21 protein-coding genes are annotated in these 26,062 nt (G+C 59.5%); 15 read left to right on the plus strand and 6 right to left on the minus strand.

Going from position 1 to position 26,062, the window contains the following annotated elements; translation table 11 throughout:
- Window positions 1-115: 115 nt before the first annotated feature.
- The gene (locus ACYVIA_RS01100; protein ID WP_460837052.1) at window positions 116-976 is read left to right on the plus strand and encodes a mechanosensitive ion channel domain-containing protein; all 861 of its coding nucleotides are present in this window, start codon (window positions 116-118) and stop codon (window positions 974-976) included.
- Between the two features lie 295 nt (window positions 977-1,271).
- Here the strand turns inward: ACYVIA_RS01100 and ACYVIA_RS01105 are convergent, their stop codons facing one another.
- Both ACYVIA_RS01105 and ACYVIA_RS01110 read right to left on the minus strand, forming a co-directional pair.
- The gene (locus ACYVIA_RS01105) at window positions 1,272-3,494 is read right to left on the minus strand and encodes a malate synthase G (protein ID WP_460837053.1); all 2,223 of its coding nucleotides are present in this window, start codon (window positions 3,492-3,494) and stop codon (window positions 1,272-1,274) included.
- Window positions 3,495-3,613: 119 nt separating this feature from the next.
- The gene (locus ACYVIA_RS01110; protein ID WP_460837623.1) at window positions 3,614-4,303 is read right to left on the minus strand and encodes a haloacid dehalogenase type II; all 690 of its coding nucleotides are present in this window, start codon (window positions 4,301-4,303) and stop codon (window positions 3,614-3,616) included.
- A 375-nt stretch (window positions 4,304-4,678) separates the two neighbouring features.
- Between ACYVIA_RS01110 and ACYVIA_RS01115 the strand changes: the two genes are divergently transcribed.
- The gene (locus ACYVIA_RS01115; RefSeq protein ID WP_460837056.1) at window positions 4,679-5,263 is read left to right on the plus strand and encodes a DUF2062 domain-containing protein; all 585 of its coding nucleotides are present in this window, start codon (window positions 4,679-4,681) and stop codon (window positions 5,261-5,263) included.
- A 67-nt stretch (window positions 5,264-5,330) separates the two neighbouring features.
- Window positions 5,331-6,155: a GGDEF domain-containing protein gene (locus ACYVIA_RS01120; protein ID WP_460837058.1), complete on the plus strand. Its 825-nt coding sequence runs from the start codon at window positions 5,331-5,333 to the stop codon at window positions 6,153-6,155.
- Window positions 6,156-6,174: 19 nt separating this feature from the next.
- Here ACYVIA_RS01120 and ACYVIA_RS01125 read toward each other — a convergent pair whose 3' ends face one another.
- From ACYVIA_RS01125 to ACYVIA_RS01135, 3 genes are all read right to left on the minus strand, one after another.
- Window positions 6,175-7,266 (minus strand): patatin-like phospholipase family protein, encoded by a 1,092-nt coding sequence (locus tag ACYVIA_RS01125; RefSeq protein WP_460837059.1) that lies wholly within the window; start codon window positions 7,264-7,266, stop codon window positions 6,175-6,177.
- 148 nt (window positions 7,267-7,414) lie between these two features.
- Entirely contained in the window at window positions 7,415-8,878 is a 1,464-nt protein-coding gene (locus tag ACYVIA_RS01130; protein ID WP_460837061.1) for a GntP family permease, read from the minus strand.
- A 257-nt stretch (window positions 8,879-9,135) separates the two neighbouring features.
- Window positions 9,136-9,558 carry a universal stress protein gene (locus ACYVIA_RS01135; protein ID WP_460837063.1) on the minus strand — a complete coding sequence of 141 codons (423 nt, stop codon included), beginning with the start codon at window positions 9,556-9,558 and terminating at the stop codon, window positions 9,136-9,138.
- Window positions 9,559-9,775: 217 nt separating this feature from the next.
- Between ACYVIA_RS01135 and ACYVIA_RS01140 the strand changes: the two genes are divergently transcribed.
- The 5 genes from ACYVIA_RS01140 to ACYVIA_RS01160 all read left to right on the plus strand — a co-directional run bounded on the left by ACYVIA_RS01140 (window position 9,776) and on the right by ACYVIA_RS01160 (window position 16,125).
- Window positions 9,776-11,008 carry a TetR/AcrR family transcriptional regulator gene (locus tag ACYVIA_RS01140; protein ID WP_460837066.1) on the plus strand — a complete coding sequence of 411 codons (1,233 nt, stop codon included), beginning with the start codon at window positions 9,776-9,778 and terminating at the stop codon, window positions 11,006-11,008.
- Window positions 11,009-11,418: 410 nt separating this feature from the next.
- Window positions 11,419-13,134, plus strand: a complete 1,716-nt coding sequence (locus tag ACYVIA_RS01145) for a methyl-accepting chemotaxis protein (RefSeq protein ID WP_460837068.1) — start codon at window positions 11,419-11,421, stop codon at window positions 13,132-13,134.
- A 203-nt stretch (window positions 13,135-13,337) separates the two neighbouring features.
- Window positions 13,338-13,661 (plus strand): hypothetical protein, encoded by a 324-nt coding sequence (locus ACYVIA_RS01150; RefSeq protein WP_460837069.1) that lies wholly within the window; start codon window positions 13,338-13,340, stop codon window positions 13,659-13,661.
- An 811-nt stretch (window positions 13,662-14,472) separates the two neighbouring features.
- Entirely contained in the window at window positions 14,473-15,177 is a 705-nt protein-coding gene (locus tag ACYVIA_RS01155) for a Crp/Fnr family transcriptional regulator (RefSeq protein ID WP_460837071.1), read from the plus strand.
- Between the two features lie 60 nt (window positions 15,178-15,237).
- Window positions 15,238-16,125, plus strand: coding sequence for a diguanylate cyclase (locus ACYVIA_RS01160; RefSeq protein WP_460837073.1), 888 nt, complete (start codon window positions 15,238-15,240; stop codon window positions 16,123-16,125).
- Window positions 16,126-16,254: 129 nt separating this feature from the next.
- On the opposite strand, the gene ACYVIA_RS01165 is transcribed toward ACYVIA_RS01160, so the two are convergent.
- Window positions 16,255-16,977 (minus strand): hypothetical protein, encoded by a 723-nt coding sequence (locus ACYVIA_RS01165; RefSeq protein ID WP_460837074.1) that lies wholly within the window; start codon window positions 16,975-16,977, stop codon window positions 16,255-16,257.
- A 549-nt stretch (window positions 16,978-17,526) separates the two neighbouring features.
- Between ACYVIA_RS01165 and ACYVIA_RS01170 the strand changes: the two genes are divergently transcribed.
- The 7 genes from ACYVIA_RS01170 (at window position 17,527) to ACYVIA_RS01200 (ending at window position 25,557) form a co-directional block, all read left to right on the plus strand.
- Window positions 17,527-18,666 (plus strand): acyl-CoA dehydrogenase family protein, encoded by a 1,140-nt coding sequence (locus tag ACYVIA_RS01170; RefSeq protein ID WP_460837076.1) that lies wholly within the window; start codon window positions 17,527-17,529, stop codon window positions 18,664-18,666.
- 73 nt (window positions 18,667-18,739) lie between these two features.
- Window positions 18,740-19,885 (plus strand): CaiB/BaiF CoA transferase family protein, encoded by a 1,146-nt coding sequence (locus ACYVIA_RS01175; protein WP_460837079.1) that lies wholly within the window; start codon window positions 18,740-18,742, stop codon window positions 19,883-19,885.
- A 217-nt stretch (window positions 19,886-20,102) separates the two neighbouring features.
- Window positions 20,103-21,746, plus strand: a complete 1,644-nt coding sequence (locus tag ACYVIA_RS01180) for an AMP-binding protein (RefSeq protein ID WP_460837081.1) — start codon at window positions 20,103-20,105, stop codon at window positions 21,744-21,746.
- Window positions 21,747-22,089: 343 nt separating this feature from the next.
- Complete coding sequence (locus ACYVIA_RS01185; RefSeq protein WP_460837083.1) at window positions 22,090-23,211, plus strand: beta-ketoacyl-ACP synthase III; 1,122 nt, start codon at window positions 22,090-22,092, stop codon at window positions 23,209-23,211.
- A 144-nt stretch (window positions 23,212-23,355) separates the two neighbouring features.
- On the plus strand, window positions 23,356-24,102 hold the full coding sequence (locus tag ACYVIA_RS01190) for a DMP19 family protein (RefSeq protein ID WP_460837085.1): 747 nt from the start codon (window positions 23,356-23,358) through the stop codon (window positions 24,100-24,102).
- A 124-nt stretch (window positions 24,103-24,226) separates the two neighbouring features.
- Window positions 24,227-24,847, plus strand: coding sequence for a DMP19 family protein (locus tag ACYVIA_RS01195; RefSeq protein ID WP_460837087.1), 621 nt, complete (start codon window positions 24,227-24,229; stop codon window positions 24,845-24,847).
- A 131-nt stretch (window positions 24,848-24,978) separates the two neighbouring features.
- Complete coding sequence (locus ACYVIA_RS01200; protein ID WP_460837089.1) at window positions 24,979-25,557, plus strand: hypothetical protein; 579 nt, start codon at window positions 24,979-24,981, stop codon at window positions 25,555-25,557.
- The last annotated feature ends 505 nt before the right edge of the window (window positions 25,558-26,062 follow it).

Genomic DNA, 26,062 nt, shown 5'->3' on the forward strand with positions numbered 1-26,062 from the left:
AGCACGCCGAAACCTGACATGCGCGGCAGATCCCTTGTCTGTTTAGTCAACACGCAATTATCATTCGAGCCATCCAAGCCGGCTCTTTGCCACTGAAGGAAGATAAAAACACCACATGCTGATCAACGAACTCAATGCATTTACGCATTCGGAGATGGGGCGCATCTTCGCCACCATCATTGCCATCATTGTCACGATGCTGCTGCTGAAAATCATTCAGCGCCGCGCTGCAGTGACACCGATGCCCGGGGCTGAGCTCTCTCACCGGCGCGGCAACTTCGTGCTGCTGAAGAATCTGGTCCTGCTTGCTTCACTGATCGTCATCGGCACGATCTGGGCGTCGAAGATCGCTGGTGCGGCACTGTCGCTGGCCGCGGTTGCGGGTGCAATGCTCATCGTCAGCAAGGAATTCCTGTCGAACCTGCTCGGCACCGCATTCCTCACGGTGTCGCGGCTCTACCGTGTGGGCGACTTCATCGAAATCGACGGAATTTCCGGCCGGGTGATCGACACCGACCTGCTGGCGACCACCTTGTCCGAAGCGCAGGACGGCAGCCAGATGACCAGCCGCACGGTCGCAATGCCGCACGCGCTGCTACTGGTCAAGCCGGTGCGCAACCTGACCGCAACCGGTGCCTTTGTGGTGAACCTGCTGAAGGTCAGCGCGGATGCGAACGACGACTTGATTGCACTGGAGGAGATCTTGCTCTGTGCCGCGAATGAAGTCTGCAAACCCTGGCTGGCGGAGGCGGACACGCACCTGAAATTGATCGAGACACGCGAGCTGATGGACTTGCCCTCGGCGACGCCGCGCGTCATCCTGCAGCTCAATAGTCCAAAGGAGGCGATTTTGTCGCTGCGTTACACCTGCCGTCCGAACGACCGCGTGAAGGTGGAGCAGGCTATCCTGCGTCGTTACATCACCAAGCGCGCAGGGCAGCAGCAGAACACGCTGTCGGCAGCTGAAGCTGCGTAAGGCGCTCGCAACGTTCGCAACGCTCGTAAGCATGCGGCGATAACGCTGCACAAACAAAAATCCCCTGCAACCGGAAGGTTTGCAGGGGATTTTTTTATCAGCGCTTCCTGGCTGGCGAGGCGAGCCTGACGTGTTCCGGAAAGGAGTCCGGCGCCAGGCTGTGTTTGACAAGTGTCGCGAGCGGTTCGGAGTGGTGTCGAGGAGCGCACGCGTACGACTGGTACGCCGAGCACCGCAGACATCAATCCGGGCCGCGCAGTAGCTCGTCAAACACGGCCTAGGCCGATCACGTCATTCAGGCCTGTGCCTTGACCTTCAGGCGCCATGCGTGCAGCAACGGCTCGGTGTAGCCGCTGGGCTGCTCGACACCCTTGAAGATCAGGTCGCGTGCAGCGCGGTACGCATAGGACGCTTCAAAGTTCGGCGCCATCGGTTTGTACAGCGGGTCGCCGGCATTCTGCTGGTCAACCACCTTGGCCATGCGCTGCAGCGTTTCGGTGACTTGCGCTTCGGTGGCGACACCGTGCAGCAGCCAGTTGGCGATGTGCTGGCTGGAGATGCGCAGCGTGGCGCGGTCTTCCATCAGGCCAACGTTGTGGATGTCCGGTACCTTGGAGCAGCCGACGCCCTGGTCGACCCAGCGCACCACGTAGCCGAGGATGCCTTGGCAGTTGTTGTCCAGCTCTTGCTGGATGTCGGCCTTGGACCACTTGCGCTCGGCAACTACCGGAATCTGCAGCAGCTCGTCGAGCAGGCGCGGAATCTCTGCATTGGCGTCGATCTTTTCCAGTTCCTTCTGTACTTCGAACACGTCGACCTGGTGGTAGTGCATGGCATGCAGCGTTGCGGCAGTCGGCGACGGCACCCATGCGGTGTTGGCGCCGGCGCGTGGATGGACGATCTTCTGTTCCATCATCGCAGCCATCAGGTCCGGCATGGCCCACATGCCCTTGCCGATCTGCGCACGGCCGCGCAGGCCGCAGGACAGGCCGGTCAGCACGTTGCTACGCTCGTAGGCTTGGAGCCAGGCGCTGGTCTTCATGTCACCCTTGCGCATCATCGGGCCGGCTTGCATAGCCGTGTGCATCTCGTCGCCGGTGCGGTCGAGGAAGCCGGTGTTGATGAAGGCGACGCGTGCCGCAGCTTCCTTGATGCAGGCCTTGAGATTGACGCTGGTGCGGCGCTCTTCGTCCATGATGCCGAGCTTGACGGTGTTGGCCGGCAGGCCGAGCACTGCTTCGACGCGGGTGAACAGTTCGCAGGCGAACGCAACTTCCGTCGGACCGTGCATCTTCGGCTTCACGATGTAGACGGAACCGGTACGCGAGTTGCCAATGGTTTGGCCCGGCTTGCGCTTGATGTCATGCATCGAGATCGCGACGGTGATCATCGCATCCATGATGCCTTCCGGGATTTCCTTGCCGCCTTCGAGCAGGATGGCTGGGTTGGTCATCAGGTGGCCGACGTTACGCACGAACAGCAGCGAGCGGCCGTGCATCGTGACAGTGCCATCCTTGGCATCGGTCGCGCCGACACCGGCGTTGTATTTGCGGTCCGCATTCAGCGTGCGGTCGAAGGTCTTGCCGCCCTTGGACACTGTTTCCACCAGCGTGCCTTGCAGGATGCCCAGCCAGTTGCTGTAGGCGAGGACCTTGTCTTCCGCGTCCACTGCGGCGACGGAATCTTCGAGGTCGAGAATCGTCGACAGGGCGGCTTCGACGACGAGGTCGGACACGCCGGCCGGATCGGCGCTGCCGATCTTGGTGCTGCGGTCGATCTGGATGTCGAGGTGAAGGCCGTGATTCTTCAGCAGCACGGACGACGGAGCGTCGGCCTGGCCCTGGTAACCGATGAATTTCTTTTCATCTTCGAGGCCGCTCTTGGTGCCGTCCTTCAGGGTGACGACCAGTTTGCCGTCAACGACCTGGTAGGCGGTGGAGTCGATATGCGAGCCCTTGGCCAGCGGTGCGGTGCGGTCGAGCACGTAGCGTGCGTATTCAATGACCTTGGCGCCGCGCTTCGGGTTGTAGCTTTCGCCGTTCGGGCCGACCTTGGTCGCGCCGTTGGTTTCCGGCAGCACGTCGGTGCCGTACAGCGCGTCATACAGCGAGCCCCAGCGTGCATTGGCGGCGTTCAGTGCATAGCGTGCGTTGAGGATCGGCACCACGAGCTGCGGGCCGGCCTGCAGTGCGAGTTCTGCGTCGACGTTGGCAGTGGTCGCCTTGACGTCGCCCGGAGCCGGCAGCAGGTAGCCGATCGATTGCAGGAACTGCTTGTAGGCCGCCATGTCGCGGATCGGGCCCGGATGGGTGCGATGCCATTTGTCCAGCTCCGCCTGCAGGCGGTCGCGCTCGGCCAGCAGGGCGGCGTTCTTGGGAGCGAGGTCGTGAGCGACGGCGTCGAAGCCTTTCCAGAAGCTGGCGCTGTCGATGCCGGTGCCGGGCAGTACCTTGTCTTCGATGAAGCGGTAAAGGTTGGTGGCGACTTGAAGTCGATGGCAGGCAGTGCGTTCAGTCATGGAATGGATCCCCCCTTGGAAAGTTAAGACAAAAAATGAAAATCAACCAAAAACAGGTAAAACAAACTTCAGATCCGGTGCGCCTGAATCCCGTGTTGCGTGGCGCTCATTGTTGATGCTCATGCAGCGTCGCGTTCCTTCTCCGCAAACGCGAGCAGGTCGGCGAGCGAACTGCCTTGCCCGTTCGGCGTCACGCCGAGCTCCTCCAGCGGCGCGTCGTTACGGTTGACCCAGAAGGTCCGGTAGCCGAACCAGCTTGCACCGCACACGTCCCAGCAATTGCTGGACACGAACAGGATGTTCTTCGCCGCGACGCCGAACAGGTCGGTGGCCATCTGGTAGGCCTCCGGCGCGGTCTTGAATTTCTTCACGCTGTCCACGGACAGCAGGTGGCTCAGCAGCGGCTGCATGCCGGCAGCCTTCACGACAGCTTCCAGCATCTGCGGATTGCCGTTCGACAGAAGCGCCAGGCGGAATCCTTTTTCCTGCAGCTGTTGCAGCACTTCCAGCGATTCCGGGAACGGCTGGAGTTTTGCATACTGCGACATCAGCGCCTGCTGCGCGTCGAGGTCGAGGTCCAGGCCGAGCTTGCGGCAACTGAAGACCAGTGCATCCTGCGTCACTTCCCAGAACGGCTTGTACATCGAGCACAGCGTGCGCAGATGCGTGTATTCGATCTGCTTGTCCCGCCACAGCGCCGCCAGCGCCTCACCTTTGCCGGGGAAAAGCTTTTCTGCCAGGCGGGCAATGGAGTACACGTCGAACAGTGTCCCGTATGCGTCGAACACGATTGCCTGGACTGCCACAATGACCCCATCAAAGATGAAAAATTGACTGAAGTATATGCGATCAAAAAGTCGCTGAGTCGCGCATATAGTCACTTTATTTGTGCGTTTTTGTCACAAATCCCCTTTGGGCGAGCAACGATACCGGTGTTTTCGAGAGGCCCCGTCGCGCCAAAATCGCAGGAAACACGATCGCCACTCAGCGGTGAGGCAGGAAACGCCATGGCTTGAACCGGTCGCGAGAACCTTAGGGCTGAGATATCTGTCATTTGATAAGCGGGATGCAGGAGGCAACCGGCATGGTGGGCCGTTTACTGCACCGATATGTTGCAAAAAAGAAATGCTTGGCAGCTTCACGTCCGGCAGGAACGTCAAGTTCAGCGCTTCAAGGGCTCTTCCATGCGAGGCAGACGGTTTTTACAACGCTTTCCGACGCCGCAGGCGCTGAAGGATCAGCGTTTCCTCAGGCCATTTGCGCACTACCTGCACCATCACTTCCTCTGGCAGTTCAACCGGCGTGGCGTGGCGGGCGGCGTTGCTATTGGCTTGTTTTTCGGCATCCTCGTGCCGTTCGCGCAGATCCTGCTTGCCGCCTTTGCGGCGATCATATTGCGGGTGAACCTGCCGGTCGCTGCATTTTCCACCTTGGTGTCCAATCCGCTGACCTTTCCACCGCTCTACTATCTGGCCTACCGTTTGGGGGATATCGTCACCGGCAGGGAGCCGGTCCTGCCGGAGGCGGAGGTCGACGCCGATATCCAGCAGGCGGTATTGGTGCAGCAGGGCGAGATCACCGGCTGGTTTCCGAAGCTGGTGGACTGGGTGCAGACCGTTGGTTTCCCGCTGGCGACCGGGCTGATATTGCTGGCCGTGACCGCCGCGGTCGTCGGATACTTCACCGTTGATACATTGTGGAAGATGCACAGCCGAAGCCGCTGGCGCCGCCGTCAGCATACGCGCCGCAATACGGACGGAGATGCTTGAGCCGGCAGAGCCACTCTCGCGAGAACGCTCGACAGCGCCGCACTCATACCAAGACAGCAACGGTGACATGTTCATTTCGATCACTAAACAACGCGCAATCTTCCTTGGCTTCCTCGGGGTCGCACTCGTTGGCGCAATGGATTCGCTGGTCGGCTTCGAGGTCAGCCTTTTCGTCCTGCACATCATCCCGGTGCTCTTTGTTACCTGGTTTGCCAGCTACCGCTGGGGCGTGTTCTTCGCCGTACTGATAACAGCGTTTACCGGACTGGCAATGACTTATCTTGCACCGCCGGTTGCCAATCCGCTGTATCGCTATCTCGACCTCGGCAGTGATTTCACCGCGACGCTGCTGCTGATATACATGCAGTCGCAGCTGCGCAGTTCCTATGAGTTCATTACGCATCAGGCCCGCTCCGATGCACTGACGGGATGCCTGAACAAGCGCGGATTCGTCGAACAGCTCGATGCCGAAATCGAACGCAGCCGACGCTACCAGCATGCGTTTGCCATCGTTTACCTCGACTGCGACAACTTCAAGACGGTCAACGATACGTTGGGACACCACGTGGGCGATCAATTGCTGGCAGCGATAGGGCGTGTGGCCGGGGCACAGTTGCGGGCGGTGGACGCCGTAGGCCGCCTCGGTGGTGACGAATTTGCTGTGTTGCTGCGGGAGACCGATGACGATGCGGCGCTGCGTGCCGCGGAATACATGAAAGACGCGCTGGATGCCGAAATGTGCCGACACGCCTGGCCGGTGGGTTTCAGCATCGGAATCGCAAGTTTCCGTATGCCGCCGGAGAACGCGGCGAAGGCACTCGAGCTGGCCGACGCCCTGATGTACGAAGTGAAGAGGTGCGGCAAGGACGCCATCCGCATGCAGCAATACTGAATCGCAAGCCGGCCGGGAGCTACCTGTCTTGCGACTTCTTGTCCAGCGCGGATGCCACTTCCGTCTGCAGGTGTTCGCCGGACTCGGAGAAATAAATCGACGAAATATCGAGCGTGGACTTGCGCCCGAGATACCTGAAGTTCTTTTCCAGCCAATTGTCTGCGGCACGGTAGCCGATGTCGTGCAAGTGCTTCAGAAAAGCCCACTCCGCATTGAACTTGCTCGATACGCTCAGGCGCAGCAACTCCTCGTCCCCGCTGATATGGTGCAGGCGCATGTCGGTGTAGCACACGCGGTCCAAGTTTTCTTCGTCGATGAGCTTCTTCAGAAGCAGAATGGAGCTGATCTCGCGCATCAGGCTGGCATTGAACGTGATTTCGTTGAGCCGGTTGATGATCTCCGCGGCAGTGCGCGGCAACTCTTCACGCACGATCGGATTGATCTGGATGATGATCAGGTCGTGCGTGGCCGTTTCGTCGATCAGCGGAAAGAGGGCTGGATTGCCCATGTAGCCGCCGTCCCAGTAGGCCTCGCCGTCTATCTCCACCGCCTGGAACAGTTGCGGCAGGCATGCGGACGCCATCACCTTGTCTATATCCAGTTCATGGCGGCGGAAGATGCGCGCCTTGCCGGTGCGCACGTTCGTGGCGGAGATGAAGACGCTCAGTTCGCTGCACGCACGGACGCGGTCGAAATCCACCAGCCGCGCCAGCAGTACGCGCAGCGGGTTGATGTTGAGCGGATTGAATTCGTAGGGGGAGATGAGGTTGCCGGCGACCTGGAACAGCTGATAGCCGGGAGAGTTGTCCATCGACCAGCGGCCCATCAGGCGGTCGAGCAGGGTGCGCTGCAGGGGGCTGAAGCGGGTGGAATCGCTTACCGCCTTCCAGAAGTCGTGCAGCGCCCTTTGCGCACCTGCTGGGCCGCCGCCGCACGAGAAGCCGTCGGCCAGTACTACCGCATTCATCGCCCCTGCGCTGGTGCCGCTGATGCCGTCGATGCGCAGGCGCGGGTCTTCGAGGATGCGATCGAGCACGCCCCAGGTGAATGCGCCATGCGCGCCGCCTCCCTGCAGGGCGATGTCGATCTTGATGATGTCGCTCTTCGGCACGGCAATCTCCCCGGATGCTTTTGCGATTGTTTGCGTTGGTTGCGACCTCGTGTCAAACAAAGCAAACAGAGAAAACGGAGCCTGCCGCCGCCTGAGCACGTCATTCCGTGGGAATGCCGTTTGCAGCCTTTGGTTCCATTGCTTCAACTCAAAATGATCCCCACATCGTGCCCAGCATGACCACGGCCACGAGTGCGGCGATCGGGCCCGCCACCGCCACCATGAAAATGTCGAGGTAGGACCGGCGGTGATCAAGCTTGCAGATCGAGAGAAGGGTAATAACCGCGCCATTATGCGGGAGTGAATCAAGGCCGCCGGTGGCAATGGTCGTCACCCGGTGCAGCAGGTCGGCGGACATGCCGGCGTTGCGCGCCAGATCGACGTAGGTGGCGCCCAGGGTCTGCAAGGCGATGCTCATGCCGCCGGACGCCGAGCCGGTGATGCCCGCCAGTATATTGACGGCAATCGCCAGGGACACGAGCGGATTGCCCGGTGCAATACCGAGCACGCTGTCGCGGATCAGTCCGAATGCCGTCAGTGAGGAAATCACCGCCCCGAAGCCGACCAGAGATGCGGTATTGAAGATCGGCAGGACTGCCGCGCTTGCCCCGTCGTCCAGCGTGCGTCGCGCATCCGCAAGGCGGCGCAGGTTCAGTGCGAGCAGCACGAGGATGGACAGGAACAGCGCTGCGATGATCGACCACACGCCCAGCACCTGGTCGATCGACGTGGGGCCGTATTGTGGGAGCGCGAGATAGCTGGTGTTGAGGGACGGGAAAACGATCGCGGAAAATACATAGTTGAGCGCCACAACCAGGATAATCGGCAGCAGCGCAACGATGGCGCCGGGTTTCGTCTTGCTGTGGTCAGTACCGACTTCCATCAGGTCATAGCCTTCTCCCTGTGCCAGCGGGCGCAGCGACTTCTGCAACTGGATGTCGGGATCGCTTTCCGGAGCGACCTCTGTGAGGCCGTAGCCTTCTCCCGCATGCGCGGCCAGCCGCGCGCGACGCGCAAGCCACGCCATGCCAAATCCGAGCATGATGAGGCCGGCAAGGATGCCCAGCCCGGGGGCGGCAAACGGCGTCGTCTTGAAGTACGGCATGGGAATTGCGTTCTGGATCGCAGGCGTGCCGGGCAATGCGGTCATCGTGAAGGTGAACGCACCGAGCGCAATCGTCGCCGGGATGAGCCGCTTCGGAATGGCGGCCTGGCGAAACAGCGCCGCGGCGACCGGATAGACCGCGAACGCCACGACAAACAGGGAAACGCCACCATAGGTGAGCACCGCGCAGGCCAGCACGATCGCCAGAATGGCCCGCTGGCTGCCGAGGCGCCCGACGATCCAGTGCGCAATCGTATTGGCGCCGCCTGACGCTTCCACCAGCTTGCCAAAGATTGCGCCGAGCAGGAACAGCGGAAAGTACAGCACGACAAAACTGCCGAGTGCCTTCATGAAGACCTGTGTGTAGCTCGCGAGAAGGGGCGCATCACCGGCGAACAGTACGGCAAGCATCGCCAGCAGCGGTGCGAGCAACAACACGCTGAAGCCGCGGTAGGCGAGGTACATCAACAGCAGCAAGGCGAGCAGGATGCCGACAATGCCAGACATGGAATTCCTCTTTGGGTAGAACGAAGGTGAAACGGAAAAATTGGCGCGGGCGCGCGCCACGTGGCAAAACGGAAATGGGGCAGGGATACGCCCGCCACGCGCCCGTCATGTACCTCATGCACCCGCAAGTCCCCGATGCTTCCGTCTCATCTGCGGCACGCACGTGCGGCATCGGCAGTCACGCTGCGCGGCAGGATACAACATCATGTGGATGGGCATCGCAGTTGCCGGCTGCAAGGTCCGCGGACGACTGGGGATTACTTGATGAGCGTTACCGGCACATCGACGAGGTGGATCACCTTGAGCGCGACGGAGCCAATCATCAGTGAAGCGACAGGCCCGAGGCCGCGCGTGCCCATGATGATCGCGTTGCAGCCTGCTTCATGGACATATTTCGCGATCTCATTGGCGGGTGACCCTCTGCGCCAATGATACTCACCGTTCAGGCCCGCCTGTTCCAGCACGTCCCTCGCAGGCTTCAGCATGCGCGCCGACTCGTCCGCATAAATGCGCTCGATATCGGCAATTGATACATCCGGATGCGTCTTGTGCATGACCGGATCGAGCACGCAAAGCAGTTCCAGTTGCATCGAAGGAATGTCCTTCGCGAGCGAGGCGGCATAGCGGACGGCGCGCCGTGCGCTGTCGGAGCCGTCATAAGGAATCAGTACTTTTTGCATGATGTTCTGTGAGTATGCAGGCGGACATGCCGGGGTGGCTTGCGCTGCCTGAATGGCCAATATGCAGAGCCTACCTATCCCGGCCCGGTGCTTGTTTAACCCTCGTCAAACTTCCCGGGCAACGCCGCGGCGTGCCGGGTACGCGGCACGCTACAGAAGCACTTTCCGGCGGCGGTATAATCCCGCCCATCTTCCAACCGCCCACACCAGTGCCATCATGGAGCAGCCAGTTCAGTCCAGCCGCATGACGCAGCGATACGTGAAGAAGCGCGAATCCATCCTTCACGCGGCGGCGCAGCTGTTCAACCGGCACGGCATCAAGGGCGCAACACTGTCGGACGTGGCCGGGCGTGTCGGCCTGAGCACCAACAGCATCACCTACTACTACAAGAAGAAGGAAGACCTGGTGGTCGCCTGCCTTCTTCGCTCCATCGACATCATCAACGACATCATTTCTGTCGCCGGGCAGTCGCCGTCTGCGGAAGAGCGCATCCGCGAGTTCATCCGCCTGTTCTTCGTCCGCATGGCGAAGACGCAGATGAACGAGGCGCAGGCAATGATGACTTTCCGCGACGTGCAGGTTCTGGGCAGTCCGCATGCGGAAGTGATTTACGCCGCTTACACGGATATGTTCCGACGCGTACGCCGCCTGCTGGTGAGGGAGAACGTGACGCCGGAAAACCGCGTGCCGCTGAATGCCCGCAGTCACCTGCTGCTGACCCTGACGGTAAGCGCCATGACATGGAGCTCCCGCTACGATCCTGCCGATTGCGAACTGGTCGCGGCGCGCATGAGCGATATCCTCATCGGCGGATTTGCGGCGCGCGATTCACTATGGCAGTCCACGCCGCTCGACGACGCGCTGGCGCAGGCGCCGGAGATTGGCGACAGTACGCAGGCTGCCTTCCTGCGCGCGGCCACGGCACTCATCAACGAGCAGGGCTATCGCGGTGCGTCGGTCGACCGCATCTCCGCGCGGCTGAATGTGACGAAGGGCTCCTTCTATCACCATAACCCGAACAAGGAAGACCTGATCTCGGAATGCTTCGAGCGCACCTTCGCTGTCACGCGCCACATGCAGATGATCGCGCGCAGCGGTGAAGGCTCTGGCTGGGACAAGCTGTGCGCCGTGTCGCGTGCACTGGTGCGCTACCAGTTCTCCGAGCGCGGCCCCTTGCTGCGCATGTCGGCGTGGAGCGAACTGCCGGACGATATCCGCGAGGACAAGCTCAGGACAATCAACCAGCTCGGCCTGCGCTTCGTCAGCTTTCTCGTCGACGGCATGCAGGACGGGTCCATTCGTCCGCTGGACCAGGCAGTGGCGGCATTCCTGGTCAGCAGCATGATCAACGCGTCGGTCATTCTCGATCGCTGGGTACCCGATATCACGGCCGATAACGCCGTCGAGCTGTTTGTCCGTCCGCTGTTCCGCGGCATCCTGTCTGCCTGACAGTCGCAGATCGCATGCGCATCATTCCAAGCCTGAGTGATTGAAAGCCCGAATCAGTCTTCAGGTTCACGCATTTCCATTGGCTCACCATTCATGCGGAAGTGAAGCACGTCACGAACTGGACTTGTCGTCGGCTGCTGGGAGTATGTCTTTCGATTTCGCTTCTCTGCGGCCGTTTTGTTGCAATCGGTGCAACACCAATTTCGCCTAAGTGTCATCTTCCTGTCTCCAAGTCCCAACAACTTGCCGACATCTTCCTCCGGTCGTCTTCTAAAGGTGGCAAAACATGCTAACTTGCGTCTAATTGCTATCAGGCAATGTCGGATCGTAATGTCATTGCTGGCGAAGCAAAGAGGGCCAAAGAAAAGAGCCCATCGTGTTCATGAAGAACAGATTCCACGGAGGCAGGAATGACTATCGCAAACTTGAAAATCAGTACGCGGCTTGCGCTTGGGTTTGGCGTGATTTGCGTGTTTCTGGTGCTGATGCTGGGTTTCAGTATCGGCACCCTCAGTCGCGTCAATGAGGGGACCGAGCTCATCGTCAATGACCGGATGCCGAAGATCGAAGCGGTCCATGGCGTACAGACCGGCATCAATGACATCGCAATCGCACTGCGCAACATGATGCTCAATGACAGCAGCGCTGACCGCGAGAAGCAGATGGCCAACATCATCTCGTCCCGCCGCATGGTCAAGGAACATCTCGACCTGCTTCAACGCACGCTTCGCTTTCCGAAGGCCCAGGCACTGGTGCAGAAGATGATCGAATCGGACGCCAAGTACCTGAAGGGGCAAGAAGAGCTGCTGCAGCGGATCCAGAGCGGCACACCGGAAGAAGCGCGGGAATACCTCACTAACCAGCTTCGCCCGGTGCTGGCGGAATACAAAAGTCAGATCGATGAGCAGATCGAAACGCAAAAACAGTTTGCGCAGGAATTTGCGGCGTCTGCCGCTGAAACCTATGTCGATACGCGCAACATGATGATCGGGCTGGGCATGGCCATCCTGTCCATTGCCGCCGTCATCGGCTATCGCATTACCGTGTCGATCACGCGGCCGATCGCGCAGGCACTGAGTGTCGCCAATACCGTGGCCTCCGGCGACCTGACCAGCCGCATCGACATCCGCAGCCGCGACGAAATGGGGCAACTGCTGCAGGCCCTGAAGGCAATGAATGAAAGCCTGGTCCGTACGGTTGCCATGGTGCGCTCCGGCACGGAGACGATTGCGTCCGCCTCGTCGCAGGTGGCCGCCGGCAGCCTCGACCTGTCGTCGCGCACCGAAGAGCAGGCCAGTTCCCTGCAGCAGACTGCATCCTCGATGGAGGAGCTGACATCGACAGTCAAGCAGAATGCGGACAATGCGCGGCAAGCCAACACGATGGCGGAAACCGCCTCGAGCGTTGCGGCCAAGGGCGGGGAAGTCATTGAAAGGGTGGTCGGCACGATGGCGGAGATCAACCAGTCATCCAGCAAGATCACCGACATCATCGGCGTGATCGACGGCATTGCCTTCCAGACCAACATCCTGGCGCTGAACGCCGCGGTCGAAGCAGCCCGTGCCGGCGAGCAGGGGCGCGGCTTTGCCGTAGTGGCATCCGAGGTGCGCAATCTTGCCCAGCGTTCGGCAGCCGCAGCAAAGGAAATCAAGGCGCTGATCGAGGACTCCACCGTCAAGGTCGATGCCGGCGGCAAGCTCGTGGCCGAAGCCGGCGCGACGATGCGCGAGATCGTAACCAGCGTCAAGCGTGTGACAGACATCATGGCGGAAATTACTGCAGCCAGCCAGGAGCAGACTTCCGGCATCGAGCAGATCAATCATGCGGTTGCGCAGATGGACGAGGTCACACAGCAGAACGCGGCACTCGTCGAGCAGGCGTCCGCCGCATCCGAGGCGATGCAGGAACAGGCGGCCAAACTGGCGGAGACGGTCGGCTTCTTCAAGCTGGATGCGGCGGAGCGCGCACGCGAACAGGCCGTGACAGCGATTTCGAATGCCCGCGCTGCCAAGGCGCCCGTCACGCAGATGGAACGTCCTTCCAAAGCGGCGCACGTAGCGCAGGGAACGCAGAGAAGGCTTGAGGTCGTCAAGACATCTGCGCCTGACGACTGGGAAGAGTTTTGACGAGAACGCCTTCTCGGGAGTCGGTATGACGCGGCCAATGTCGAACAGCAAGAATCGCGGCCCGTCCCACCGTTGCGGCCGCTGTCGAAAGGGCGAATGCTTGCCGAGCGGCCAGATAGCTTTGTAAGCAATTGTGACCTTGTCCACCGAATGCGGGTATGTTGCGTTATATCTCATGCAAGTCCACCCATCGAGGACCTTTCATGAAAAGTGTGACGCACATTGACACCGATTTGATTGTTCAGGCATTCGCATACCAGGCACGACAGCTGGCGGCCGCATCGGCCAGCTGTACGCGTACTGTCCTGTATGAGCAAATCCTCAGCGAGGCGGAAAAGCACCGCAGCGCGTTGCGGCTCGCCCAGCGCGACATCGTCGAAGCGACCGCGCAAGCACTGCGCAAACAGATGCTGAACGCCGCCGAAGCAGAATGCCTGCGCGAATCTGCATCCCGAGGGATTGCGCGCGCCTTGCAGGCAATCGGCAGAATCGCAGCACATTACGCGCCGCACAAGCTTGCAGCCTGAGGAGTGGTGAAAAGCTGTTGCGTGGGGCGATCGTGAACCATGCGGAGCTCTGCGTGCCGCTCATGCGCAAGCGCTTTTCACTCAATTCTTCAGCTGCGTCGCTTTGTTTTTACGCTGCCCGCTAAAGCATTCACAGCATTTCCCGGCATTTCCCGGCATTTCCGATGCTTGTTCGATCCAAATGCTGAGTCGATTGTCACGCGACAATGCGATCCGTTGGCGCTCCGGATTCACTGCCGGTTTTGATGCTCTGGAGAAACATTTGGCAGCAAGCGTCGACGAGATCGATGTTCACGGATTCTCTTCGTCGCCTGCATCCAGTGGTTCGACAAGCTCCGAGGGAGATTTTGCGGCTATTACTGCCGAAAGAGATTTACCCGGTGAAGTCTGATCGCCGTGACTTCCTCAACTTCACTGTTTTCAATGACCAACTCTCACAATTCCTTCTCAAACTTGGGAGACTTGGTTTCTCAGAATTGAGAGGTTTGCGCTCGATAGTGCAGACATCAGGTGCTGCAGTGCCGGCCTGACTGCACCGATGATGACGGCCTCCTTGGCCACGGCAGGGCGCTGCGTGTCCTTGCCCTATGCGGGACGCCGATCCTGCTGTAACGCCCTGTTACGCCTGCCCCGCACGCGATCCGCCTCTCACGCAATCCGTCAATCAGGCCAGATTTGCTCGCATGGCAGATCGCGTCGGTCACTGCTTGGCATGGAAAATGCAAATGCGACAACGGGTAGTAATGGGCAACATCGAAGCCGGGTAGAGGGCTTCGCTGATCAATTTTTCAACCTTGTCGCGGACGATTACATGAGAGCAGAGATTCCCCTTTCGCATAACGAGTCACGCCTGCTGAAAAATATTCTTGCCAATACATCGTTGTACCGGACGCTCGACTCAGACCAGCTTGACGTGGTGGTCCGGTCCTCGCGCATTCTCCGGCCATGCAGCGGCAAGCAGATCGTGCTGAAGGACGAACCGACGAAGGGTATCTACCTGGTGGTCTACGGGCAGGTCCGGATCTACTTCGATCGCAAGGACGGTGCGGAGAGGACGATCGCGATCCTCGGACATGACAATTGTTTCGGCATGCCCGAGGCGATTCTCGGTCGGCAGCATCTTGCCTCCGTGGAGGTGCTCTCCGATGCGATGGTCGTGCTCACGCCGAGGGAGACGCTGTTCGAACTGGCGCATGAAAACGCGGCCTTCAGCGAGCGCCTGCTCTCTTGTGTCGCCCATCAGTTGTATCACCTGATGCACGACGCCAAGCGCCAAACGCTCAACACCGCGACCGAGCGGCTTGCCGGGTACCTGCTGCGCCAGTGTGCGTACCAGGCCAACAATACCGTCGAGCTGAACGCCAGCAAGACAGTGATTGCCTCCAAGCTGGGGATCAGCAGCGAAACCTTCTCGCGCCTGCTGCACAGCTTCTCCGAGCAGGGGCTGATTGAAGTACAAGGCCGCCATATCAAGATCATCGACGGCAAGGGGATTGCAGGAATGCAGCCTGCATGATTTGCTAGGTCGGGTAAGCAGGGCGGCCGGTGATTGCCGCTACTGCGAAACGAGTCGGACATGATCCGCTACACCAACGAGCAGCTGTTGAACGCGATTGCGCAGATTGATCATGCGCTGGACGAGCATGAGCAATGGCACAACGGCATGATGCGTACCTTCATCGCCCGCATCGCGCCGGATCCGGTTGATCTTTCACCCGACGCATACCGGCACTGCGCGTTCGGCGAATGGTATGACTCCGCGCAGACATGGATCATGAAAGAGCACCCGTCCTTCGTCGCGCTCGGCGAGGCGCATCAAGCGATGCATCGCAAGGCTGGGAAGCTGCTGCACCGCATGGTCGAGAACAGTCCCATCCTGCCCGAGGAAATCGACGAATTCACCAATGCGCGGGACCGCATGAAGCTGCAGTTGCAGTCCCTGCGCCAGGAACTGCTGGACGTGGTGCAGAACAGGGACCCGCTCACTGGCGCGCGCAACCGCGTGACGATGCTGTCCTACCTGCGGCTCCAGCATTCGCTGGTGCTGCGCGGCGCACAGCAATGCGCGATCGCCCTGATCGATTTTGATTACTTCAAGGAAGTCAATGACAGGTACGGCCACCAGACCGGTGACGCCGTTCTCACCTATGCCATCCGGATGATCGAGTCGATGATTCGTCCCTACGACCGCATCTATCGTTACGGCGGCGAGGAATTCCTTCTCTGCATGCCGAACATCACCGTCAATGATGCAATCCATCTCGCCAAGCGCCTGCGCAAGGCAATTGCATCGAATGAGGTCGACACCGACGACGGCCGCTCGCTGGCAGTGACCGCCTCGTTCGGAGTGGCTCCGCTCGGCGCATCCTGCTCCGTGGAAGAATCCATCGACAAGGCGGACAAGGCGCTGTATCTCGCAAAAAGCCGGGGGCGGAATCGCGTTGAAGCGGCAAGCGAGTCCTGATCGCCGCGACCCGCTACGGCCTGCCGTTCAGGCGCTGCGACAAGCGCCTTGGGCGGTACATCCGCCGAAGCAGTCCGATGAAACTCGGCGCTGCCGGCGGAATCAGGGGGTGGATGAATCCCCAAAAAACTAGAAGCGCCAGCCGAGCTTTGCACCCACAGTGGTGGCGTCACCCGTCCGGTCCGCTTCGACCGCGACATTCAGCAGTGCGAAGTTGATGTTGGCACCGACAAAGACCTTGTTCTGCGTGAAGCTGGTCTTGCTCAGTCCCGGCACATCGTTCGGCTTGCTGCTTACGCGCACCGCGCCGACACCCGCATACGGCGTAATGAAGGCAAAGCCCTTGGAGATGGCGAGGTCGATGCCCGTCGTGTTCAGATCCAGTTGGTCCACGCCACGCAGCGACGTATAGCTGGCGCGCAGGCCGAGCGCCGGTGTGGCGATGCCGCCTTCGAGGATGGCATAACGGACTTCGGCACCCAGCAGCTCGATATTGCTGCCCGGTACCTGCGCGTAGGAGACGCCGACGTCGAGCCCCAGCGGCAAGCCCTTGTGCAAATGCAGTTTCGGCACGTAGAGCGTGCTCGGCGCACTGCCGGAGACGGCGCGGTCAAACACTTCCGGGTGGGCGAGCTCGGTTGCAGTGACTTCGACGCCGAGGTCAAATCCGAGGACACCGGTGGACTCGGCCGGCGTCAGCGGTTTGTAGCTCAGCGCCGAGCCGAGGTCCTCGGACAGCAGCCGGAATTCCGACTGGCTCAGGCTGAAGAGGTTGTCGATGTTGTCGGCAGCATGGACCGGCAACATGACGGCGCACAGGCCGGCAGCAACTGCGAGATGACGTCGAATCATGGAAGTTTCCTTCGTTGTTGGGATGTTGTTTGATGCCGAGGAGTATACGGGCTGCGACCGGCGCCATCAAAGCTTGCAGGCAGTAGAAACAGTTTTTTACTTCTGGCTGAGGACCGCGCACTTGTCTGTTTGAGCACGTTTATCGGGAATGTATCCGCTGCTCGCTGCTGGTTCCATCAAACTCCAACAAACTCCAACGAGCTGCGGCAGAAAATCCGGTGTGGCAGGAAAGCAACCGACTTCGTGCGCCAGCTGTGGTTATGGTGCCGCAGTCCACCGTGGCCGCCCCCGTATCGTTTCCTCCAGGGGAGGATGCCAAGGCGCATTAACAGGTAATGAAAATTACCTTTGATCTAGAGCGAGGTCTCTATCGATCGTCTCTTTGCATGGAGCGTGTTTTCAATCAATATCGACCAAAAGCCGTCTTGCCGGAAAAGCCGTAACGCAAGACAGGTATGTAAGAATGATTACACTAACGATAGAGGAGACAATCGCCATGCAAACGCCTCATCTCGAAACCTGTTCGAGCGTTGATGCCGGGAGGACAGCATGATTCCCCGCCAGCTGTTCAATGCCGACCATGAAGAATTCCGCTCGGGATTCCGCAAGTTCCTGAACGCGGAAGTGATGCCGCGTCACGAAAAATGGGAAGAGCAAGGCTTCGTCGACCGCGACATCTGGAAGCGCGCCGGCGAGCTGGGCTACCTCTGCACCAACATGCCGGAGGAATATGGCGGTGCCGGCGCGGACCGGCTGTTCAGCGTCATCTTGCTGGAAGAACTGGCACGCGCGAATGCGTCCGGCATCGGCTGGCCGCTGCACTCGGACATCGTCGCGCCTTATCTGCTGCGCTATGGCAGCGAGCGGCTGAAACAGGCATGGCTGCCGAAGCTCGCATCCGGCGAGGTGATTTCGGCGATTGCGATGTCCGAGCCGGGCGGCGGATCGGACCTGCAGGCGATCAAGACAGTGGCCGTGGAGGATGGCGACGACTATCTCGTCAGCGGCTCGAAAATCTTCATCACCAACGGCTACAACTGCGACATGGCGATCGTGGCCGTCAAGACCGGCGACGCCTCGCGCGGCGCAAAGAACGTGAGCCTGCTCGTGATCGAGGCAGACCGCCCCGGCTTCACCAAAGGCAAGCCGCTGAAGAAGGCGGGCATGAAAGCGCAGGACACCTGCGAGCTGTTCTTCGACAACGTGCGCGTGCCGAGGACTAATATTGTCGGGCACCCCGGCATGGGCTTCATGATGCTGATGCAGGAACTGGCATGGGAGCGGCTGTTCATCGCCGTCACGTCGGTTGCCAATGCGGAAGCGATGCTCGAATCCACGATTGCCTACACCAAGGATCGCCAGGCATTCGGCCGGCCGGTATCGAGTTTCCAGAACACGCGCTTCGCCCTTGCCGAAATGAAGACCGAACTGCAGATCGCGCGCGTGTTCGTCGATCGTTGCATCGAGCTGGAATTGCAGGGAAAGTTGCAGGTCGATGCCGCCGCCGCGGCAAAGTACTGGTGCTCTGACCTGCAAGGCAAGGTGCTCGACCAGTGCGTGCAGCTGCATGGCGGTTACGGCTTCATGCTCGAATACCCGGTCGCACGCGCCTATGTCGACGCCCGCGCGCAGCGCATCTACGGCGGCACGAACGAGATCATGAAAGAAATCATCTCGCGCGGCATCTGACAGTCCCGGCCATCCGGATACCGCGGCCATTGCCGCTGCCGCGCCCGGATGGCCCTCATCCTGAGTCCTTCCCATGACCAATCCGCTCCTGCAAGGCATTCGTATCCTCGACCTGACCCGGCTGCTGCCGGGCCCGTTCTGCACGCTCTACCTCGCGCAGATGGGCGCCGAGGTCATCAAGATCGAAGAACCGTATGGCGGCGACTATGCGCGCATGCTGTCGCCCGAATTGTTCAAGCTGGTCAACCGTGGCAAGAAGTCGCTCACGCTCGACCTGCGCAAGCCGGAAGGCGTCGCCGTGTTCATGACGCTGGTGGAAGACGCCGACGTGGTGATCGAATCCTTCCGCCCCGGTGTGATGGACAAGCTGGGATGCGGCTATGAAACGCTTCGCGAGATCAACCCGCGCATCGTCTATGCTGCACTGACCGGCTACGGCCAGACCGGCCCGTACAAGAACCGCGCCGGCCACGACATGAACTACTGCGGCTATGCCGGCGCACTGGAGCAGAGCGGCACGCAGGATGGTCCGCCCGCATTGTCCAATTTCCAGATGGCCGATCTTGCCGGCGGAGCGCTTACCTGCGCGCTGGGCATCCTTGCCGCGGTGATCGGTGCCAACACCTCCGGCAAGGGTTGCTTCGTGGATGCCGCCATGCTCGACGGCACGCTCGCGATGCAGGTGATGGCACTGGCCACGATGCGCACGCTCGACCGTGCCAATGCGCGCGGCAGCGACATGCTGACCGGTGCGCTGCCCAATTACAGTGTTTATGAATGCGCTGACGGTAAGCATGTCGCGATGGCAGCGCTGGAGCCGAAGTTCTTCCGCAATTTTTGCGCTGCGGTAGATCGCCCCGACCTGGCCGGCATGCCGCTGGGTCCGGGCGAGAGCGGCGCAGCATTGCGCGCCGCGCTGTCCGCGCTGTTCAAATCGCGTCCGCGCGATGCATGGGAGGATTTGTTAGGCGACAAAGATTGCTGCGTTTCCGCGATCTACACTCCGGAAGAGGCAATCAACAATGAACAGGTGCGCGCCCGTGGTCTTGTCGAAACCGTCGATGGAAAGCCGGCATTCCGCATGCCGGTGCAGTTCTCCGGCGAGCTGCCGGCAACATGCAGCAGTCCCGCACTCGGGGCGGACACGCAGGAGGTATTGCGTGCCGCCGGCATCAGCGAGGCCGAACTGTCGGCGCTGTCTGCCATCGGTGCGATCTAGCGGCGGATCATTCTCAGAACGTTTAACAAAATGCCGGTTGCATAGTCTGCCGACGTAGGCATCAAATGATGTACTTGCGACAGACACAACGCTGCCAGCGGGATTTTGCTAAACGCTCTGGAAGGCGGGCGGCAGGTCGCGGCAAGGACTGGATCATCGTCGATTAGCTTCATTCATAACAAACCCATCGCAAGAGCGAGGAACGAGGAGACGACGAATGAACGTAGACAAGTATCCGGTACAGATGCTGCAGCACTGGGCATCGAAGCAGCCGGACAAACCATGGCTGTTCCAGCCGATACGCGGCAAATGGCAATCCTTCACCTGGGGCCAGGCGGCAGAGCAGGTGGCACGCATGGCCACCGCGCTGCAGGCGATGGGCTGGGAACCCGGCAGCCGCATCGCGATATCCGGCCGCAATACCGCGCACTGGTTCATGGCGGACCTCGCCATCGCAATGGCCGGTTATGTCAGCGTAGGCCTGTATCCGAAGCAGTCACAGGAAAATACGCGCTACATCCTGGAACATTGCGAGGCCAAGGCACTGTTCCTCGGCCCCATGCCGGATGCCGACATGTTCATGGCCGCCGTGCCGAAGGGTATCAAGACCATTGCCTTTCCATATCCCGAAACACCTGCCGGCGAGATGCAATGGGACGACTTGACCACGCGGCATGCTCCGTTCAGCGCTTACCAGCCCCCATCACCGGAAACGTTGATGACGCTGGTCTACACCTCCGGTACCACAGGCGCGCCAAAGGGCGTGATGATCACCTACAGCAATGTCCTCTTCACTGCGCGCGGCGCGCTCACGATGCTGCCACCGGAGGAGGGTGAACGTTATTTTTCGTACATGCCGCTGGCGCATGCCTTCGAGCGCGTTGCCATCGAAATGGGTAGTTTCTACACCGGTGCGGAAGTCTACTTCCTGGAGCACGTCGACAAGCTCGCCGAGCAATTGCCGCAGGCCGCGCCGACGCGCTTCTTTGGTGTGCCGCTGGTCTACAGCCGCATCCAGGCCGGCGTGCTGAAGAAGGTGCCGCAGAAGAAACTGGACCGGATGATGATGATTCCCATCCTGCGCAATATCGTGCGACGCAAGATCCTGTCCGGTATCGGCTTGCAGAATTTGCGCATGTGCGTGGTCGGCGCTGCGCCGATGCCGGTGCCGCTGATGGACTGGTACCGCAAGCTTGGCATCGACATCTACCAGGGCTACGGCATGACGGAAGCCTCGGTCTACCCGACCGCTTGCCTGCCGGGCAAGAACCGCGTCGGCTCGGTCGGCAAGCCACTGCCTGACTCCGGTTTCAAGCTCTCGGAAGAGGGCGAAATCCTGTTCAAGCACGGCGGCCTGATGGCCGGCTATTACAAGGCGCCGGACCTCACGCAGGCGGCGTTCACAGCGGATGGCTACTTGCGCACCGGCGATAAGGGCAGGGTGGACGAGGATGGTTTCCTCTACATCACCGGCCGCGTGAAAGACTTGTTCAAAACGGCGAAGGGCAAATATGTCGCCCCGGCCCCGATCGAATGCGCGTTCGCCCGCAACACCGATGTCGACCAGTTGATGCTGGTCGGCTCCGGCCTTACCCAGCCGATCATGATCGTCACCCTCACCGAGGATGCGCGCCGCAAGCCGCGAGCCGACGTTGAGCGCAGGCTCAATGCCGATATGGAGGCGGTGAATGCGACGTTGGAGCCGCATGAACGGATTGCCAAATCCGTCATCCTGCAGGACACATGGAGCATCGACAACGGCCTGATGACACCGACGATGAAGGTCCGGCGCAGCGTGGTCGAGCAGCGCTACAGCCACGTGATTGAGAGGCAAACACGCAACGTGATCAGCTGGGAGTGACGGATTGGCATGGTCTTGGGCTACGGACTTGCGGGCGCAAACTGCACGCAAGCCCGTCTTGTCTTCAGAGGCCTCGCTTGCCTGTCATGAGGGCGGTAAGGGCGCAGCATCCCGCTGCAACGGTATGGGGATGATGTAACAAGCGACATAAAGTTGTCATTTTCATTGCTTGAACGAAATCTTCCAAATTGGGTCGTAAGCACAGAACCATTTCGTTGTCATTGCAAAATGTGCGATTAGATTGACCGCACTAATATATTTTGCAGGGCGGCAACGTTCTTCGTGTAAAAATTGCGCGGATTCCCGCGCTTAGCAAGCAGCCTCCCCATTTGAAAGATTGCCAATGAAACAAGTCGTCATCAGCGGTACCGGACTCTTCACGCCCCCGTATTCCATCTCCAACGAAGAACTCGTTGTCGCGTTCAACGCCTACGCCGAAAAATTCAACGCCGCCAACGCCGCTGCCATCGCTGCCGGCGAAGTCGCAGCGATCGAGCCCTCCAGCGTCGGATTCATCGAGAAGGCTTCCGGCATCAAGTCGCGCTACGTGATGGAAAAGACCGGCATCCTCGATCCGGACCGCATGGTGGCACGCATCCCGGAACGCTCCGACGACGAACTCTCCCTGCAAGCAGAAATCTGCGTTGCCGCCGCACGCGAAGCACTGGACCGCGCACAACGCACCCCGGCCGACATCGACATGGTGCTGGTTGCCTGCAGCAACATGCAGCGCGCCTATCCCGCGATGGCCGTCGAAGTGCAGGAAGCGCTCGGTATCGACGGCTACGGCTTCGACATGAACGTCGCCTGCTCGTCCGCCACCTTCGGCATCCAGACCGCCGTCGCCGCCATCCAGAGCGGCCAGGCCCGCGCCGTGCTGATGCTGAACCCGGAAATCACCAGCGGTCACCTCAACTTCCGCGACCGCGACAGCCACTTCATCTTCGGCGACGCCTGCACCGCGGTCGTTATCGAAGCCGCCGACACCGCCACCTCCAAGCACCAGTTCGAGATCCTCGGCACCAAGCTCAAGACCAAGTTCTCCAACAACATCCGCAACAACTTCGGCTTCATGAACCGCTTCGACGAATCGGGCATCGGCAAGCCGGACAAGCTGTTCCGCCAGCAGGGCCGCAAGGTCTTCAAGGAAGTCTGCCCAATGGCGGCCGACATGATCAAGGAAACCGTCACCAACGTCGGCCTCGAACTCCCGCAGGTCAAGCGCTACTGGCTGCATCAGGCCAACCTCAACATGAACCTGCTCATCGCCCGCACGCTGCTCGGCCGCGACGCAGAACCGCAGGAAGCCCCGGTGATCCTCGATACCTACGCCAACACCTCGTCCGCAGGGTCGATCATCGCATTCCACAAGTATCAGGACGATATGCCGGCGGGCGCGCATGGCGTGATCTGCTCGTTCGGTGCGGGGTATTCGATTGGGTGTGTGGTGGTGCGGAAGAAGTAAGGGGAGCGCCATGGTTTGTCCTCGCGCTCGCAACTAGTGGGACTTACCAGCAAGTCATGATTTCAAGGCCAGCCGAATTTTTCGCTGGCCTTTTTTGCGAGCGGAGAGGGAGCGGAATGAATCGATGGAGATGGGCTAATTACATTGGGCTTTCTTGGTCAGCCGGGCGTGCTGGCTGAGGTGATTATGTCTGTTGCGAATATTCAGAAAGAATTACAGGTTCTGACAGCGCAGAAGCCCGGAACGCGGCTGGCAGACAACGCGCGTTGGGCCATCGAGAGCCTGTTGATGGCTCTGTTGAAGTCCGGTGGCATTCGGGGAATCCGAGCCGCCCTGAAGGAGGTCTCAGTCAACGGCCAGCGACTTGAGCTAGTCGAAAACGAGGATGGCCGTCGCCGCTGGGAGGCACGGATCGGCGGCGATCGCGTGATTGAATTCAGTGTTTACTCCGCATCCAGCGTACAGAGCACGAGTGTGACTTATCGCGCCGAAAAGCCGGAAGTGCTGACCCAGGCCCAAAAGCGCCGGACGGAGACGCAGTCAGCGTTCTACGAGCGCTACGATGACATTGCAAAAAACGCATCCAGAACCACTGGCCGGAAACGCCTCGGCCGTGACGAGAGAATTATCGTTCTCGCCGGAGAACTGGAAGCGGAGGTGAATAACGGCGGCTTCTCGCAGTACCTGCTGAACAAAGGACGCCGTCGCGCCCGGCAGGCGCTCGACACCCTGAGAGTTGTAGGCGCCGAACGAACAGCGACTTTACTCGAGCAGGCATTGCAAGCAGGGAGAGACGAGGCAGAGTTGGACCGACTCGATACCAAGTACTACCGGCAGTCCGAAGATCTCGCGACACTTGTAATGAAACACCTTCAATTGGTCGCGCGATAATCCGCATGCAGGCGCGGGGCGCACGGTAGGTTGGGCTGCAAAGCCCAACGATCAACTTGTCCAGAAATACGTATTTTTCTTCGGCCGGCCATGCCCGAGAGCGGTAACGTAACGGAGATGGGATATGGGGAATGAGCGATGTTCGGGGAGAGAATGTTGGGCTTCCTTCGTCAGCCCAACCTACGAGCTGAAGGAGGTCTCAGTCAACGGCCAGCGACTTGAGCTAGTCGAAAACGAGGATGGCCGTCGCCGCTGGGAGGCACGGATCGGCGGCGATCGCGTGATTGAATTCAGTGTTTACTCCGCATCCAGCGTACAGAGCACGAGTGTAACTTATCGCGTCGAAAAGCCGGAGGTGCTAACCCAAGCCCAAAAGCGCCGGATGGGGGCGCAGTCAGCGTTTTACGAGCGCTACGATGGCATTGCAAAAAACGCATGCAGTACCAGTGGCCGGAAACGCCTCAGCCGTGCCGAGAGAATTATCGTTCTTGCCGGAGAACTGGAAGCAGAAGTCAATAACGGCGGCTTCTCGCAGTACCTGCTGAACAAAGGACGCCGTCGCGCCCGGCAGGCGCTCGACGCCCTGCGAGCCGTAGGCGCCGAACGGACAGCTACTTTGCTCGAGCAGGCATTGCAGGTAGGGCGCGCGGAGGCAGAGTCGGACCGACTCGATACCAAGTACTACCGGCAGTCCGAAGATCTCGCGACACTTGTAATGAAACACCTTCAATTGGTCGCGCGATAATCCGCATGCAGGCGCGGGGAACACGGTAGGTTGGGCTGCAAAGCCCAACGATCAGCTTGTCCAGAAATACGTATTTTTCTTCGGCCGGCTATGCCCGAGAGCAGTAACGTAACGGAGACGGGATATGGGGAATGAGCGATGTTCGGGGAGAGAATGTTGGGCTTCCTTCGTCAGCCCAACCTACGGGCTACGGCCCTAAAGGAGTGAAAATGATCAGACGATTAAACGCTACTTTAGCATTATGCTTTCTGATATGTGGAGGCATAAGTTCCGATTTGCATGCGCAAAATTCTAATTCGGTCCCAAAAAATTCAATAAGAGCTGAAGTTGCCATCGCAACTGACACCACTAAGCAGACGCGCTGCAAAAAAATAGCAAAGAAAATTGCCACTCCTGATCTGAAGGGAATTGCGGTTCGACCTGTAGAGATGCAAAACGGTGTAACCGTCATTTACCAAATTGATATTAACAATGACGGAAATAAGGAGAAGGCCATTATCAGCTCTGGCTCTCAGGAAACCTCCGTGGAGATCGAATTTCAGGATGGAGGAAAGTATTTCCAGAGCTTTATCGAGCGCTTGCGCCCAATTATTGTGGATAACAAGACTTATCTAGTCGGAGGCCATACTACGGATAGTTGGAGAACGTTAAAAGGCGTTTCAATTTATTTTTTTGTGCAAGAACAATTTGAAGAACTCTGCAATTTTTAGGGAGCATAAGCGATGAACTACCAAATCAAAAGTGAAGCAGAATATAAAAAGATTGCTAGTCGACTCTGCCGCCAAATATGAAGACGAAACAATGCGAATAGCAGATGCGGATCACGTCTGGTTGGCGATTCAAGCGTTATGTCTGGTTCTGATCTTGTGGGGCGCGGTTCTCTATCCCTTGAGATGTACCTGGGAACTCTGGCGAATCGAGAGACGCCTGATCATTTTTGTGGCAGATATGCGCCAAGTCCGGAGAAGTGAACTTGAAGACCGATTATGGGTGAAGGCGAAAAAGGCCGCACATGTTTCGGTGTTGGCATGTGGCGTGCTCGCAGTGGTCTGGCTTACAAATTAACGCGGTAGGCGAACGTGCAAGGCCCGACGTTCAGCGGTGTCGGACGTTAATTAACTTTCGCGCCAGAGCACGCAAGCGTGGGACGCGAAATAAAGAATTTGATGTCGGGAATGAACCGATATTCTTGAGTGACAAGTGTTGGGTTACCTC

Source organism: Noviherbaspirillum agri (assembly GCF_054780595.1).